11 protein-coding genes are annotated in these 15,397 nt (G+C 72.5%); 8 read left to right on the forward strand and 3 right to left on the reverse strand.

Features of this window, described 5'->3' with window-relative positions; all coding sequences use genetic code 11:
* Positions 1-49 precede the first annotated feature (49 nt).
* Positions 50-3,451, forward strand: coding sequence for a carboxylic acid reductase (car, locus tag AB0P06_RS23410; RefSeq protein WP_363610331.1), 3,402 nt, complete (start codon positions 50-52; stop codon positions 3,449-3,451).
* A gap of 54 nt (positions 3,452-3,505) precedes the next feature.
* Positions 3,506-3,877 carry a nuclear transport factor 2 family protein gene (locus AB0P06_RS23415; protein ID WP_363610333.1) on the forward strand — a complete coding sequence of 124 codons (372 nt, stop codon included), beginning with the start codon at positions 3,506-3,508 and terminating at the stop codon, positions 3,875-3,877.
* 79 nt (positions 3,878-3,956) lie between these two features.
* Here AB0P06_RS23415 and AB0P06_RS23420 read toward each other — a convergent pair whose 3' ends face one another.
* Together AB0P06_RS23420 and AB0P06_RS23425 are read right to left on the reverse strand one after the other, a co-directional pair.
* The gene (locus AB0P06_RS23420; RefSeq protein ID WP_363610335.1) at positions 3,957-4,460 is read right to left on the reverse strand and encodes a MarR family winged helix-turn-helix transcriptional regulator; all 504 of its coding nucleotides are present in this window, start codon (positions 4,458-4,460) and stop codon (positions 3,957-3,959) included.
* Between the two features lie 82 nt (positions 4,461-4,542).
* Positions 4,543-6,663 carry an MMPL family transporter gene (locus AB0P06_RS23425; protein ID WP_363610384.1) on the reverse strand — a complete coding sequence of 707 codons (2,121 nt, stop codon included), beginning with the start codon at positions 6,661-6,663 and terminating at the stop codon, positions 4,543-4,545.
* A 270-nt stretch (positions 6,664-6,933) separates the two neighbouring features.
* Here AB0P06_RS23425 and AB0P06_RS23430 point away from each other — a divergent pair, with 270 nt between their 5' ends.
* The gene (locus AB0P06_RS23430) at positions 6,934-7,137 is read left to right on the forward strand and encodes a hypothetical protein (RefSeq protein ID WP_363610337.1); all 204 of its coding nucleotides are present in this window, start codon (positions 6,934-6,936) and stop codon (positions 7,135-7,137) included.
* A gap of 109 nt (positions 7,138-7,246) precedes the next feature.
* Here AB0P06_RS23430 and AB0P06_RS23435 read toward each other — a convergent pair whose 3' ends face one another.
* A complete protein-coding gene (locus tag AB0P06_RS23435; RefSeq protein WP_363610339.1) occupies positions 7,247-10,366 on the reverse strand; it encodes a phosphocholine-specific phospholipase C in 3,120 nt (1,039 codons plus the stop codon).
* 305 nt (positions 10,367-10,671) lie between these two features.
* Here AB0P06_RS23435 and AB0P06_RS23440 point away from each other — a divergent pair, with 305 nt between their 5' ends.
* The 5 genes from AB0P06_RS23440 to AB0P06_RS23460 all read left to right on the forward strand — a co-directional run bounded on the left by AB0P06_RS23440 (position 10,672) and on the right by AB0P06_RS23460 (position 15,372).
* Positions 10,672-11,946 carry an ABC transporter substrate-binding protein gene (locus AB0P06_RS23440; RefSeq protein ID WP_363610341.1) on the forward strand — a complete coding sequence of 425 codons (1,275 nt, stop codon included), beginning with the start codon at positions 10,672-10,674 and terminating at the stop codon, positions 11,944-11,946.
* 50 nt (positions 11,947-11,996) lie between these two features.
* On the forward strand, positions 11,997-12,911 hold the full coding sequence (locus tag AB0P06_RS23445; protein ID WP_363610386.1) for a sugar ABC transporter permease: 915 nt from the start codon (positions 11,997-11,999) through the stop codon (positions 12,909-12,911).
* On the forward strand, positions 12,908-13,741 hold the full coding sequence (locus tag AB0P06_RS23450) for a carbohydrate ABC transporter permease (protein ID WP_363610343.1): 834 nt from the start codon (positions 12,908-12,910) through the stop codon (positions 13,739-13,741). Before AB0P06_RS23445 ends, AB0P06_RS23450 begins: the two co-directional genes overlap by 4 nt.
* A 61-nt stretch (positions 13,742-13,802) precedes the next feature.
* On the forward strand, positions 13,803-14,981 hold the full coding sequence (gene ugpC, locus AB0P06_RS23455; protein ID WP_363610345.1) for a sn-glycerol-3-phosphate ABC transporter ATP-binding protein UgpC: 1,179 nt from the start codon (positions 13,803-13,805) through the stop codon (positions 14,979-14,981).
* Positions 14,982-15,102: 121 nt separating this feature from the next.
* Positions 15,103-15,372, forward strand: a complete 270-nt coding sequence (locus tag AB0P06_RS23460; protein ID WP_363610347.1) for a GlsB/YeaQ/YmgE family stress response membrane protein — start codon at positions 15,103-15,105, stop codon at positions 15,370-15,372.
* The last annotated feature ends 25 nt before the right edge of the window (positions 15,373-15,397 follow it).

Genomic DNA, 15,397 nt, shown 5'->3' on the forward strand with positions numbered 1-15,397 from the left:
GACCTGCACGACTCGCCGACATCACCGGGACGCTACGGGAGGGCTGACCATGGCCGAACCACTGGAGGCGATCACTGCGGCGGTGCATGACCCGGGCAAGGGGCTTGCCGAGGTCATGGCGGCCGTCATGGAGGGCTACGGGGACCGGCCGGCCCTCGGCGAACGTGTCAGGGAACCTTCGACGGGGCGCCTGCTCCCGAGGTTCGGCACCATCAGCTACCGCGAACTGTGGACACGCGTCCGTGCGGTCGCCGGCACCTGGTACCACGACCCGGAGTATCCGTTGGGCGCGGGCGACCGGATCGGCATCCTGGGCTTCAGCAGCACCGACTACGCGACGCTCGACCTCGCCTGCATCCACTCGGGCATCGTGTCCGTGCCGCTGCAGTCCAGCGCGCCGCTGTCCCAGCTGCGGCCGATCATCGCGGAGACCGGGCCGCGCGTCCTCGCCGCGAGCACCGAGCGCCTGGACACCGCCGTCGAAGCCGTTCTCGGGGAAACGTCGATCCAGCGCGTGATCGTGTTCGACTACCGCCCCGAGGTCGCGGACCAGCGCGAGGCCTTCGAGTCCACCCGGCGGCGCCTGGCCGAAGCCGGCCGCCCGGTGGTCGTCGAATCGCTGGCCGCGGTGATCGAACGCGGAACCCGCCTGCCGCCCGCTCCCCTGTTCACCGCCGACGCCGGCGACGATCCGCTGGCCCTGCTCATCTACACGTCCGGCAGCACCGGGACCCCCAAGGGTGCCATGTACACCCAGCGGCTGGTCGGCACCGCGTGGAACGGGTTCACCTACGGCTCGGCGGACGTGCCCGCGATCGTCGTCCACTACATGCCGCAGAGCCACCTCGCCGGCCGCTATTCGCTGATGGGCTCGCTCGCCCGGGGCGGTGTCGGCCACTTCACCGCCAGGAGCGACCTCTCCACCCTGTTCGAGGACATCGCGCTGGTCCGCCCCACGGAGCTGACCATGGTTCCGCGCGTGTGCGACATGCTCTTCCAGCAGTACCGGAGCGAGCTGGACCGGCGGGCCGGCGAGCCGGGTGACGTCGAGGCGGCGGTGAGGAGGGAGCTGCGGGAGAACTTCCTGGGCGGGCGCGTCGCCAAGGCCTTCGTCGGGACCGCCCCGATCTCCGCCGAGCTGGCGGCCTTCGTCGAGTCCTGCCTGGATCTCCACCTGTACACCGGTTACGGCTCCACCGAGGCCGGCGGGGTGCTGCTCGACACGGTGGTGCAGCGCCCGCCGGTGATCGACTACAAGCTGGTCGACGTCCCGGAACTGGGCTACTTCCGAACCGACCTCCCGCATCCGCGCGGGGAACTGCTGCTCAAGACGGCCAGCGTCATTCCCGGGTACTACCAGCGGCCCGAGGTCACCGCCGAGATCTTCGACGAGGACGGCTACTACCGGACCGGCGACATCATGGCCGAGCTCGGGCCCGACCGGCTGGTCTACGTCGACCGCACCAAGGACGTCCTGAAGCTGTCCCAGGGCGAGTTCGTGGCCGTCTCCCGCCTGGAGGCCCTCTTCGTCGCCGGCCCCCTGGTCCGGCAGATCTTCGTGTACGGCAACAGTGAACGCGCCTACCTGCTCGCGGTGGTGGTGCCCACCCCGGAGGCGCTGGCCAGGAGCGGCGGGGACGTCGAGTCGCTCAAGCCGCTGCTCAGCGCGTCGCTCCAGCGGATCGCCGGGGAGGCCGAACTCAACTCGTACGAGATCCCCCGCGACTTCGTGATCGAGACCGAACCCTTCAGCTCCGCGAACGGCCTGCTCGCCGACAGCCACAAACTGCTGCGCCCCAGGCTCAGGGAGCGTTACGGCGAGGCCCTCGAACGGCTCTACGCCGAACTCGCCGACGGGCAGGCCAGGCGACTGCGCGAACTGCGGCAGGCCGGGCCGGACCAGCCGGTGCTGGAAACGGTCGGCCGGGCCGCCCAGGCACTGCTGGGCTGCCCGGACACCGAGCTGCGCGCCGACGCGCACTTCACCGCCCTGGGCGGGGACTCCCTGTCCGCGCTGTCCTTCTCCAGCCTCATGAAGGAGATCTTCCACATCGAGGTTCCGGTCGGGGTGGTCATCAGCCCGACCAACGACCTGGCGCGGTTGGCGGGGTACATCGAGGCGGAGCGCGAGTCCGGGGCGAAGCGGCCCACGTTCGCCTCCGTCCACGGCGGGAACGGCTCCGAAGTCCGCGCCGGCGACCTCACCCTGGAGAAGTTCGTCGACGCGCCGACGCTCGCCGCCGCCCCGGCGCTGCCCCGCCCCGACGGTGCCGTGCGGGCCGTCCTGCTGACCGGGGCCAACGGCTACCTCGGCCGGTTCCTGTGCCTGGAATGGCTGGAGCGGCTGGCGCCCTCGGGCGGCAGGCTGATCTGCGTCGTCCGCGGAAGCGACGCGGTCGCAGCGGCGAAGCGGCTCGAGAAGGCCTTCGACAGCGGCGACGCCGAACTGCTCCGGCGGTACCGGGAGCTGGCCGACGGGACCCTGGAAGTGCTCGCGGGTGACATCGGCGAGCCGTACCTGGGCCTGGGCGAGGACGCCTGGAACCGGCTGGCCGACACCGTGGACCTGATCGTCCATCCGGCCGCCCTGGTCAACCACGTGCTGCCGTACACCCAGTTGTTCGGACCCAACGTCGTCGGCACGGCCGAACTGATCCGGTTGGCGCTCACCACGCGGATCAAGCCCGTCACCTACGTGTCCAGCGTCGCCGTGCAGGCCGGAGCCGCGGCTGCGGCCCTCGACGAGGACGCCGACATCCGCGGCACCAGCCCGGTGCGGCGGCTCGATCAGGGCTACGCCAACGGGTACGCGACCAGCAAGTGGGCCGGCGAGGTCCTGCTCCGGGAGGCACACGACCTGTGCGGCCTGCCGGTCGCCGTCTTCCGGTCGGACATGATCCTCGCGCACAGCCGGTACGCGGGGCAGGTGAACGTGCCCGACATGTTCACCCGGCTGCTGCTCAGCCTGGTCGCCACCGGCATCGCGCCGGGCTCGTTCTACCGGACCGGCGCCCGCGCGCACTACGACGGTCTGCCGGTCGACTTCACCGCCGAGGCCATCGCCTCGCTGGGCGCGCGGGCCACCGAGGGCTACCGGACCTTCAACGTGCTGAACCCGCACGACGACGGCATCTCGCTGGACACCTTCACCGACTGGCTCACCGAGGCCGGCCACCCGATCCAGCGGATCGACGACTACGACGAATGGCTCGCCCGCGTCACGGCCGCGGTCCGCGCCCTGCCGGAGAGGCAGCGTCCGCACTCGCTGCTGCCCCTGCTGCACGCCTTCGCGCAACCCCAGGAAGGCGGCCCGGGTCCGGCGGTCCCCGCCGAGCGGTTCCACGCCGCCGTACGAGCCGCCAAGATCGGCCCCGGCGAGGACATCCCCCACCTGTCGGCGGCCCTCATCCGCAAGTACGTCACCGACCTGCGCCGGCTCGGCCTGCTCTAGGGCTTGGTCCCGCCCGTTGGCGGTGGCGTCACGAGAACGAAATGAGAACCCGGCATGGAACAGAACATCAGCGAGACGGCGATCCGGTGTCTGCGGCGGCTGGAGGAGTACGACTTCGCCGGCGTCCGGGCGATGTGCACCGACGGGGCCACCGTGTGGCAGAACGACGGCAAGGCGGAGCAGGCGATCGACGAGCGACTGGAACAGTTCAAGTCCTTCGTCACCACCCTCGATTCGCTGCGGTACGACGTGATCCGCCAGTTCCAGAATCCGAACGAGGTGCTCCAGCAGCAAGTACTTCACCTGGCCATGGCCGACGGGTCCCGCAGCGAACTCCACGCCGCGGTGTACTTCCGGTTCGACGGCGGCCTCATCGACCGGATCGAGGAGTACGTCTACACCGTGCCGGCGGGCACGCCGGGATAGTCGGGCGGCGGCCAGGTGGCCGCGCGGCAGCCGGTCGCAACCGTGCCGTCCATGCCGCCCGTTCGGCGTCCGGCACCGCTCAGCGCGACCGGCGCAGCTCCTCCAGCTCACCGGTCATCCGGCCGAGGAAGCGCGCCACCGCGGCCAGCTCCGCCGCGGTGAACTCGCCGCGTACCGCCTCGGTCCGGCGCGCCACCGGGGCGAACCACTCGGCCGCCATCCGCCCCGCCCCCGGCAGGTAGTGCACCAGGACCTGCCGGCGGTCGGCGGCGTCCCTGGTCCGCCGGACGTGCCCGGCCCGCTCCAGCCGGTCCAGCACGGCGGTGACCGCCCCCGAGCTGAGCGCCAGCTCCTCGCCCAGCCGGCCGGGGGTGATCCCGCCCGGCTCGCCGGCCGGGCCGGGCGCCGCCCGCATGACGGCGAGCAGCGCCTGGACGTCGGTCGCGTGCAGCCCGCTCGCGGCGGCGAAGCCGTGGCCGAGCAGGTTCATCTCGGAGGCGAGGTCCTGGAGCAGCCGGCCGAGTACCGGGGTGTCGGACGGCCCCGGGGGCGGCGGGGTCGTGATCGGCTCCTGCTCCGACAAGGTCATCTTCTCCGGTCGCGGACGGCGTTCCTACCCGTTCAGCCTAACGGCCGGGATAGCGCCGGACGCGGCCGCCGGCCGCTCACACCTGGTCCGCGACCGGCTCCCGGACGGCCTGGCGGACCGTCACCGGACGCGGCCGGGCCGGCCACCAGACCCGGTCGCCGAGGTCCCGGACCAGCGCGGGCACCAGCAGCGAGCGCACCAGCAGGGTGTCCAGCAGCACGCCGAACGCCACGATGAAGGCGATCTGGGCGAGGAAGGCCAGCGGGATCACGCCCAGCGCGGCGAAGGTCGCGGCGAGCACCACCCCGGCCGAGGTGATCACCCCGCCGGTCGCCGTCAGGCCGCGCAGCACCCCCTCCCGGGTGCCGGCCCGCAGCGCCTCCTCGCGCACCCGGGTCATCAGGAAGATGTTGTAGTCCACCCCGAGCGCCACCAGGAACACGTATCCGTACAGCGGCACCGAGGGGTCGGTGGCCGAGAAGCCGAACACGTGCGGGAAGACCAGCGCGCTGACCCCGAGCGTCGCCAGGTAGGAGAGCGCCACGGTGGCCGCGAGCAGCACCGGGGCGAGCAGCGAGCGCAGCAGCAGCACGAGCACGGCGAGGACGCAGACCAGCACGACCGGCATGATCAGTGTCCGGTCGCGCTCGGCCGTGACGCGGGTGTCGTACTGCTGCGCGGTGTACCCGCCGACCAGCGCGTCCGCGTCCGGCACCGCGTGCACGGCCTGCCGCAGGCTCCGCACGGTGGCGATCGCGGCGTCGCTGTCGGCCGGGTCGGCGAGCGTGACGTCCAGCCGGACCTTCCCGTCCACCTCCTTGGCCGGCCCGCCCGGCGCCCCGCCGGTGTACGGGCGGACGGCCGCCACCCCGGGGACGGCACCGGCCGCCGCGGTGACGGCCTCGGCCCGCCCGGCGGCGGCGATCACCACGGCCGGGTTGCCGGAGCCCCCCGCGAAGTGCGCGGAGAGCAGCCGCTGGCCGGCCACCGAGGGCTGGGCCTTGATGAACAGTTCGGTCTGCGGCACCCCGCCCGCGTCCAGGGTGGGCGCGAAGGCCGCCAGCCCGGCGAGGACGGCCAGGCTCACCGCCCAGGTCGCGCGCGGCCGCCGGCCGACCAGCCCGGCCACCCCGGCCCAGACGGCGTGCACCGGTGCCCGCCCGTCCGCGGCCGGGCGGGCCGGCCAGTACGCGGCGCGGCCGAGCAGCACCAGCGCGGCCGGGAGGAAGGTGAGCGCGGAGAGCACCGCGCAGCCGATCCCGATCGCGCCGACCGGCCCGAGCGCCCGGTTGTTGGTCAGGTCGGAGATCAGCAGCACCAGCAGGCCGAGGGCGACGGTCGCCCCGGAGGCGGCGACCGGTTCGACGGACTGCCGCCAGGCGGTGCGCATCGCGGCGAACCGGTCGCCGTGCAGGTGCAGTTCCTCGCGGAAGCGGGCCGACAGCAGCAGCCCGTAGTCGGTGGCCGCGCCGATCACCAGGATCGACAGCAGCCCCTGCACCTGGCCGTCCACCCGGACCACGCCGTGGTCGGCGAGCAGGTAGACCAGCGCGCAGGCGATGCCGAGGGCGAACACCGCGCCGAGGATCACCAGCAGCGGCAGCAGCACACTGCGGTAGACGGCGAGCAGGATCAGCAGCACCACCCCGAGGGCGACACCGAGCAGCAGCCCGTCGATCCCGGCGAAGGCACCGCCGAGGTCGGCCAGGATCGCGGCCGGCCCGGTCAGGCCGACCGTGGAGTCCGGGACCTGCCCGGCGAGTTCGCGGACGGCCCGGACGCTGTCGCCGGTCTGTCTCCCGAGGTCGGAGCGGAACTGGACGACGCCCTGCAGGGCCCGGCCGTCCTCGGCGGGCACGGCCGGCGAGACCCGCCCGGTGGCACCGGTGACGCCGGCGGCCGCGCGCAGCGCCCGCTCGGCGGCGGCCCGCTGGGCGTCGTCCACGGCTCCGGTGCGGCTCTCCCAGACCACGATCAGCGGCATCGCGGCCCCGGTCTGGAACTCCCGTCCGAGCCTCGCCACTTCGGTCGACTCGGCGCTGCGCGGCAGAAAGGCGGCCCGGTCGTTGGTGGCGACCTGGGAGAGCTTTCCGGCGTAGGAGCCGAAGGCTCCGCCCAGCCCGAGCCAGACGACGAGCAGGGCCAGCGGGATCAGCAGCCTGGTGCGGCGCCGGACGGCAGGGGGGGCGGTGAGCATGGCGGGAACGCCCTTCGCGCGGGGGCGGGTCACGGACAGCGGGATCATATCTCTCGATGATCGAGATACTTCACCGTCGAGAGGCCTCCCGCCCCGTCGGCGGAGCGGTCACCGGGAGCGCGCACCCGCCGAGGGCCTCCGGGATCCGGACACGCAGATTCACCCGATCGAGTGGCGGTTGGTGCGCATAGAAACAAATCGGCCCGGAAACACTAGTCCATGGCTGACCCATCAGCCTCAACTCACACCCTCACCATAGGAGTTGTTCCCATGGCCCTCCCCATCGCCGACGCCAAGACCCTCAAGTCCGCCCTCGCCGTGACCGTCGACCAGGTCAAGACGTGGCACTCCCTCACGTTCGCGACCGTCCAGGACGCCGTGACCTTCGTCAACCTCGCGCCCGCCCAGGGCGCCGGGGAGTTCGGGTTCTCCTACCGCCCGGACGGGCAGGTGGACGCGATCTACTTCCTCTGAGCCCTCGCGGCACCGACGGCCCCGGGCTCCGGCCCGGGGCCGTCGCCCCGCCCGGTCCGGCCCGCGCACCCACCGGGGTGCGCGGGCCGGACCGGCACGGCGGTGGGGGTCAGCCGGCGATGGGCCCGGTGTCGAGGCGGATGTGGTCGACGGCCCAGTACCAGTTGTTGCCGGCGTCGTACATCCGGAACTTCAGGGTCACCGTACGGGCGCCCGCCGGAACGGCGAACTGCTTGGTGACGAAGGCGTTCTGGACGTCCTTGCCGGCGTTGTCGTTGCCGGTGGCGTCGCTGCTGTAGCTGAGCAGGCGGATCTCGGTGCCGTTGTCGAAGACGGCCGTCACGGCGGCCTTCTGCGGAGCCTCCTGACGGTAGTGCGAGTCGAAGGCGAGGTACAGCGTGCTCGCGCCGGACGGGAGTTGGACAGCGGGCGAGACCAGGGTGGAGTCGAAGACGCCCTTGCGGGACGGCGCGCCGGTGTCGTCCCAGTCGTCGGGGTCGGCGACCGCGAGGACGCCCAGACCGCGGGTGAAGTTGCCCCGGTCCTGGCCGGCCGGGGTGGACCAGGCCCGCTTGGTGTGGAAGGTCCAGCCCTGGAGCCGGACGGTGCCCTGCGGCATGCCCGGCGCGTTGACCACCGACCAGCCCTGCGGGGCCTGCGGGGTCCAGCCGAGCACGCCGTCCAGCGGCTGGAGGGCCCCGGCCAGCGACTCGAAGTCCTCGCCGAGCAGGTGGCCGGCCATCGTGGGGGCGGTACGCGCGGCGATCTCGCCGTCGGCGACGGCGAAGCGGTTCCCGGCCAGTGCCCGGGCGGTGACCAGGACGCGGTGGGTGGCACCGTCGGGCAGCTGGGCGGGCGGGGTGACGTCCCATTCGGCGGTGCCGGTGGCGCCCGCCGCGAGCGTGGCGGGCGGCGCGGTGACGGCGGTGACCGTCCAGCCGGCCGGGACGACCGGCTGTGCCTCGATCGCGCTCAGCGCGGCGGCGGCGGTGAACCGGGCGCTGATCCGGGCGGGCCGCCCGGGCAGCAGGACGGCCTCGTCGATGGTGGTGGAGGCGGCCCTGAGGGCGACCTCCAGGGCGAGCGGGTCGGACAGGCCCAGCGCCGGGTCGGTGACGGTCCGCTCGTCCCACGGGAAGCGGCCGGCGATCCGGCGGCGGAAGGCGAGGTCGCCGCGGACGGCCACCGCGACGTCGTACCAGCCCTCCGGGCCGACGGTCAGGTTGACGGTCTTGTCGTCGCCCGCCGCGACCCTGACCTCGCGCAGCCCGTCCCCGTAGGCGAGGTCGCCGACCAGGAAGGTCTGGGCGGTGCGCGAGCGGTTGATCACGTCCACCTCCAGCACCTTGCCGTTGCGCTCCTCGGAGAGCGAGACCTCGTACGCGGCGGCGGCGCCGCCGCGCAGGTGCCAGAGCGCGCCGTTGGGGCCGTGGACGCGCAGGTCGTAGCCGTCGGGCCCGACCGTCCAGACGTCCGAGAGCCGGTTCTTGGCGCCCACCGTGTAGTGGCGGGGCGCGCTGCCGGGCTCGGGGTAGACGGCGAAGACGGCGCCCTGGCGGCCCTGGTTGATGAAGTCGACGGTCAGCTCGTTGCCCTTGAGCTTCGGCTTGACCAGCAGGTTGTACGGCGCGGGCCGGGCGGTGCGGGTGCCGCGCTGCTGCTGCGGGAGGACCTGCGGGCTGGGCACGGTGGGGGCGGGCAGCTTGCCGGTGTCCACGACCTTCTGCCGGTTGCCGCTGGTGTCGGGCAGCTCCGGCCAGACCGGGTTGCGGCCGGAGAAGTCGAAGACGTTGGTGAGGTCGCCGCAGACGGCGCGCCGCCAGGGGCTGATGTTGGGCTCCTGGACGCCGAAGCGCTGCTCCAGGAAGCGCAGCACCGAGGTGTGGTCGTAGACGGTGGAGTCGACCACGCCACCGCGCGTCCACGGCGAGACGACGACCATCGGCACCCGGACGCCGAGGCCCATCGGATACGGGCCGGAGACCACGGTCTCCCCGGCGGGCAGGGTGTCCGACCAGGTGAGCGAGCCGTCGGCGGCCTTCACCCGGTACCTGCCGTCCTGGCCGACCACCCGGTGGTAGGTCGAGCCGCCCTTGCTCACCCGGACCACCACCTCGCCGTCGACGGAGACGGTCGACTTGCCGCGCCCGGCCGCCAGCGGCGGGACGGGCGGCAGCTGGTGGTCGAAGAAGCCGCCGTGCTCGTCGTAGTTGAGGATGAAGACGGTCTTCTCCCACACCTCGGGCTTGGCCGCCAGCGCCGCGAGCAGCCGGGCCGTCAGGTGTTCACCGTTCGGCGGCGCGTAGTTGGCGTGTTCGGAGAGCGCGGCGGGCGCGATCAGCCAGGAGACCTGCGGCAGCCGGTCCGCCTGGACGTCGGCGGTGAACGCCTCGACCAGGGCGTCGCCCATCGCGAACGGGTCGTTCTTCTTCGCCGGGTCGCCGACGGCGCGCATGCCGCGCTCGTACAGCGGCTCGCCCGGCTTGGCCTTGACGAAGGGTGCGAACCAGGCCAGCGCGTTGTCGTCGAAGTTGTCCAGCGCCTGGTACGTCTTCCAGCTGACGCCGGCCCGCTCCAGCCGCTCGGCGTAGGTGGTCCACTCGTAGCCGCCGGGGATCTCGGTGTTGTCGGTCACCGGGGTGTCGCGCACGGTGCCGCCGCTGGTGCCGGTCATCAGGTGCTCGCGGTTGGTGTTGGTGTTGCACTGCACCGACGCGTAGTAGGCGTCACAGGTGGTGAACACCGAGGCGAGCGCGTTGTAGAACGGCATGTCGGCGCTCTCGTAGTAGCCCTGGCCGAGCCAGCCGCTGGCGCGGCGGGTGACCGAGCCGTCGGCGAGGCCGTCGTTCCAGGCCTTCATCGAGTCGACGAAGCCGAAGGCGGGGGCGCCCTGCTGGTACGCGTTGGTGTGTGCGGCGTTCATCGGGAACGGCAGCAGGTGCCCCTCCTTGCGGCCCGGGTCGGGCTGGTGGAACACCGAGCGCCCGTTGACCCCGCGCACCGCCGTCCGGTCGCCGAAGCCGCGCACGCCGGGCAGTGTGCCGAAGTAGTGGTCGAACGCGCGGTTCTCCTGCATGAACACCACGACGTGCTGGATGTCCGCCAGCCGGCCGGGCCGGGCCGGCGCGGCGAGCGCCTCGCGCACGCTCAGCGGGAGGGCGGACAGCATCGCGGCCGCCGCCGCGCCGCCGAGCAGGGTGCGGCGCGACAGTTCGGGCATCGGACTCATCGGGGGGTGACTCCTTGTTCGCGGGCGCTGGGCCACCGTTCGGCCCAGACCCGTTATGTCTATGCGCCCCAGATGGACGGGACCGGCGTGTTGGATGGCGCTTCGGTGACGGCCCGTGGACTCCAAGCTGTCCAGACAACTTGACGACCGGACAGGCCTCCGCACCGCCCCTGACCGGCCCCGGACGGCAGCCGTCCCCCCTCCGCCACCGGACCCCGGCCCGGCGTGTCACCCCCGAGGTCACACTCCGCGTACGCGCCACCCCCTAGCGTGTCCTCCCGCAGGACGCCGAGTTCGGGAGTGAGATGCCGAGGAGCCGCAGAAGCCCGCGCCGGGCCGCCCGGCCGGCCGCGCTCGCACTGGTGCTGGCGCTCGCCGCCTGTGGCGGCGGTGGCGGCGGAACCGGCCCGACCGTCCTGGAGTGGTACAACTTCCCCGACGACTCCGGCGCCCTCCAACAGGCCGCCGACACCTGCGGCCAGGCCTCCGGCGGCCGCTACGAGATCCGCTACAACAAACTGCCGCGCACCGCCGACGGCCAGCGCCAGCAACTGGTCCGCCGGCTCGCGGCGCACGACGCGGGCGTCGACATCATGGGCCTGGACGTCACCTGGGCACCGGAGTTCGCCGAGGCCGGCTGGATCCGCGAGTGGACCGGGGCGCTGAAGGAGCAGGCCCGCGCCGACACCCTGGCGGCCGCGCTCACGACGGCCACCTGGAAGGACCGGCTCTACGCCGTCCCGTACAACTCCAACACCCAACTGCTCTGGTACCGCGATGACCTGGTGGCCGGCCCGCCCCGCACCTGGGGCGAGATGCTCGGCCAGGCCGAAGCCCTGGCCAGGGCCGGAAAACCGCACCATGTCGAGGTGCAGGGCGCCCAGTACGAGGGGCTGACGGTCTGGTTCAACACCCTGGTGACCAGCGCCGGCGGCACCATCCTCACCCCGGACGCCTCCGCCCCCTCGCTCGGGGCGCCCGCCGTCACCGCCGCGGGCATCATCCGGGACCTCGCGCACTCCCCCGCCGCCGACCCCTCGCTCGCCAACCAGATGGAGGACCAGAACCGGCTGGCGATGGAGTCCGGGACGGCCGCCTTCGAGCTCAACTACCCCTTCGTCTACCCGTCGATGAAGGCCAACCGGCCCGCGCTGTTCCCGCACCTGCGCTGGGCGCCCTACCCGGCGGTGACCGCGGACCGCCCGGCGAGCGTCACGATCGGCGGCATCGACCTCGCCGTCGGTGCCTACGGCCGCCACCCCGAACTGGCCCACGAGGCCACCCTCTGCCTGCGCAACCGCGACAACCAGCTGGTCAACGCGCTCAAGGGCGGCCTGCCGCCGTCGCTGCGCAGCCTCTACACCGCCGCCGAGCTGACGGCGAGCTACCCGTTCGCCGCCGAGGTGCTGACGGCCCTGGACTCCGCCTCGGTCCGGCCGCGGACACCCGCCTACCAGAACGTCTCGATCGCCATCTCGCACGCGCTCTCGCCGCCCTCGGCGATCGACCCCGAGAGCACCGTCTCCTCGCTGTCCGGCCAGATCGAGGACGCGCTCGCCTCGAAGGGGCTGATCCCGTGACCAGGCCGCCCACCGCACCCACCACGCCCGAAACACCCAAGGCACCCACCGTGCCCACCACTCCCACCGCGACGGAGCGGCGGCTCTCCGCGGGCTCCCGCCAGGAGCGCCGGCTCGCCTGGCTGCTCTGCGCCCCGGCGGTGGCCGTGATGACCGCGGTGACGGCCTATCCGGTCGGCTACGCCGTCTACCTCTCCCTCCACCGCTACGACCTGCGGTTCCCGCAGCAGGCGGAGTTCATCTGGTTCGACAACTACGCCGCCGTGCTGACCTCCTCCTTCTGGTGGCAGGCGCTCCGGGTGACGGTGCTGATCAGCGCGGTCTCGGTGACGATCGAGCTGGTCCTCGGTCTCGCCCTGGCCCTGGTGATGCACCGGGCGGCGTTCGGCCGGGGCGCCGTACGCACCGCCGTCCTGGTGCCGTACGGCATCGTCACCGTCGTCGCCGCCTACTCCTGGCAGTACGCCTGGACGCCCGGCACCGGCTATCTGGCGGCCCTGCTCCCGGCGGGCAGCGCGCCGCTCACCGACCACTGGCAGGCGATCGGCCTGATCATCCTGGCCGAGATCTGGAAGACCACGCCGTTCATGGCGCTCCTGCTGCTGGCCGGGCTGGCGCTGGTCCCCGGTGAGACGGTCCGGGCCGCGATGGTGGACGGCGCGACCTTCCGGCAACGGCTGCGGCTGGTGATCCTGCCGCTGATGAAGCCGGCCATCCTGGTCGCCCTGCTGTTCCGGACCCTGGACGCGTTCCGGGTCTTCGACAACATCTACATCCTGACCGGGGGCTCCAACGACACCGGCTCGGTGTCGATCCTCGGCTACGACAACCTGTTCACCGCGCTCAACCTCGGCATCGGCTCGGCGATCTCGGTGCTGATCTTCCTCTGCGTGGCCGTGATCGCGCTGGTCTTCATCAAGGTGTTCGGCGCCGCGGCGCCCGGTGGCGGAACGGAGCGCCGATGACATCCCGCCGCACCAGGACGCTCACCGGCTGGGGGGCCGTCAACCTGCTGGTGGTGCTGTACGCGCTGCTCCCGGTCTGGTGGATCGCCGCGCTCTCCTTCAAGGACCCGGGCACGCTCGGCGACGGGGCCTTCGTCCCGCGTCAGTGGACGCTCGCGAACTACCGCGGCATCTTCCGGACCTCGGAGTTCACCCGGGCGCTGGTCAACTCGATCGGCATCGCGGTGATCGCGACCACCATCGCCGTGGTGCTGGGCACCATGGCCGCCTACGCGGTGGCCCGGCTGCGCTTCCCCGGCAAGCGCCTGCTGATCGGGCTGTCGCTGCTGATCGCGATGTTCCCGCCGATCTCGCTGGTCTCGCCGCTGTTCGACATCGAGCGGCTGCTGGGCCTCTTCGACACCTGGCCCGGCCTGATCATCCCGTACACGACCTTCTCGCTGCCGCTGGCGATCTACACCCTGTCGGCGTTCTTCCGGGAGATCCCGTGGGACCTGGAGAAGGCGGCGAAGGTGGACGGTGCGACGCCCGCGCAGGCGTTCCGGCTGGTGATCGCGCCGCTGGCGGCGCCCGGTGTGTTCACCACCGGGATCCTGGTCTTCGTCTTCTGCTGGAACGACTTCCTGTTCGCGATCTCGCTCACCTCCACCACCGCGGCGCGGACCGTCCCGGCGGCGATCGCCTTCTTCACCGGCAGTTCGCAGTTCGAGCAGCCCACCGGTTCGATCGCCGCGGCCGCCGTGGTGATCACGGTGCCGATCGTGGTGTTCGTGCTGCTGTTCCAGCGCCGCATCGTGGCCGGCCTCACCGCCGGCGCAGTCAAGGGATGAGCCCGGTCGGCGGGCGCGTCCAGGGATGGGTCCGCCGGCCGGCGGACCGGGAAGGCAGAGCGTGGCCGAGATCGTCCTCGACGGGATCACCAAACGCTACCCGGACGGCTCCGTCGCCGTCCACGACTTCAACCTGACCGTCGCGGACGGCGAGTTCGTGATCCTGGTCGGCCCCTCGGGCTGCGGGAAGTCCACCACCCTCAACATGATCGCGGGCCTGGAGGACATCACCGCGGGCACCCTGCGGATCGGCGGCCAGGTGGTCAACGACCGCGCGCCCAAGGACCGGGACATCGCCATGGTGTTCCAGAGCTACGCGCTCTACCCGCACATGAGCGTCCGCCAGAACATGGGCTTCGCGCTCCGGCTGGCCAGGACGGACAAGGCCGTCATCGCCCGCAAGGTCGAGGAGGCCGCGCGCATCCTCGACCTCACCGAGCACCTGGACCGCAAGCCCGCCAACCTCTCCGGCGGCCAGCGCCAGCGGGTCGCCATGGGCCGGGCGATCGTCCGCGCCCCCAAGGCCTTCCTGATGGACGAGCCGCTGTCCAACCTGGACGCCAAGCTCCGGGTGCAGATGCGCACCCAGATCTCCCGGCTGCAGCGCCGGCTCGGCACCACCACCGTCTACGTCACCCACGACCAGGTCGAGGCGATGACGCTCGGCGACCGGGTGGTGGTGATGCGCGGCGGCCTGGTCCAACAGATCGGCGCACCACAGGAGTTGTACGACCGTCCGGTCAACCTCTTCGTCGCCGGGTTCATCGGCTCCCCGGGCATGAACCTCCTGAACGCCACCGTGGAGCAGGACACCCTGCGGACGGCGCTGGGCGACCTGGCGATGGCCGACCCGGTCCGGCGCCGGCTCGCCCGGGCCGGCGCGCCGCGCCGGGTGATCGTCGGCATCCGGCCCGAGCACTTCGAGGACGCGGCCCTGCTGGAGCGTCCGCACGGCGGCCGGACGGCGACGGTGGACGTCGAGGTGCTGGAGTCGGTCGGCTCGGACGTCTACGTCCACTTCACGGCGGAGGGCGAGGCCCTCACCCCGGGCGCCCTGGAGGAGTTCGCGGCCGAACGGAAGGACACCGGGGCCGGGGCGCGCGGGCGCGAGGTGGTCGCCCGGATCGGCACCGCGACCCGGGCCGTCGAGGGCGGCCCGCTGGAGCTGTGGATCGACACCGACCGGCTGCACGTCTTCGACCCGGACAGCGGCGCCAACCTGACCCTTCCGGAGGGCTGAGTACGCCGGCGGGCGGAGCCGCCGACATGCCCGAACGGCCGATCCGGGCGATCATGGGGAAACCGCGCGCCCTCGCGCGGTCGGTGCTCCGTCCCGGAAAGCCCGGAAAGGGTGGAATGCGATGTTCCAGCTCCTGTGGATCCTGCTCATCGGTTTCGTGCTCGGTGTGCTCGCCAAACTGATCCTCCGCGGACCGCAGTCGATCCCCTGGTGGCTGACCATGCTGCTCGGCGCCGCCGGGGCCTGGCTCGGCAACGCGGTGTCCGGCTGGATCGGCGTCCGCCACACCTCGGGCATCGACTGGATCCGCCACCTCCTCCAGATCGGTTTCGCCGTCGCCCTGGTGGCATTCGTCGCCCCCGCCTGGAGCAAGTCACACCCCCGCCGGTAGCGCGCCCCGGCCGCCTCCGCCGGGC

Origin of the sequence: Kitasatospora sp. NPDC088351 (genome assembly GCF_040685575.1) — a bacterium.
Lineage (GTDB): Bacteria > Actinomycetota > Actinomycetes > Streptomycetales > Streptomycetaceae > Kitasatospora.

Bases quoted from the DNA above. Each gene is read 5' to 3' on its own strand.
- car (WP_363610331.1), top strand. From the start codon at position 50: ATGGCCGAACCACTGGAGGCGATCACTGCGGCGGTGCATGACCCGGGC.
- AB0P06_RS23415 (WP_363610333.1), top strand. From the start codon at position 3,506: ATGGAACAGAACATCAGCGAGACGGCGATCCGGTGTCTGCGGCGGCTG.
- AB0P06_RS23425 (WP_363610384.1), bottom strand. From the start codon at position 6,663: ATGCTCACCGCCCCCCCTGCCGTCCGGCGCCGCACCAGGCTGCTGATC.
- AB0P06_RS23430 (WP_363610337.1), top strand. From the start codon at position 6,934: ATGGCCCTCCCCATCGCCGACGCCAAGACCCTCAAGTCCGCCCTCGCC.
- AB0P06_RS23435 (WP_363610339.1), bottom strand. From the start codon at position 10,366: ATGAGTCCGATGCCCGAACTGTCGCGCCGCACCCTGCTCGGCGGCGCG.
- AB0P06_RS23440 (WP_363610341.1), top strand. From the start codon at position 10,672: ATGCCGAGGAGCCGCAGAAGCCCGCGCCGGGCCGCCCGGCCGGCCGCG.
- AB0P06_RS23450 (WP_363610343.1), top strand. From the start codon at position 12,908: ATGACATCCCGCCGCACCAGGACGCTCACCGGCTGGGGGGCCGTCAAC.
- AB0P06_RS23460 (WP_363610347.1), top strand. From the start codon at position 15,103: ATGTTCCAGCTCCTGTGGATCCTGCTCATCGGTTTCGTGCTCGGTGTG.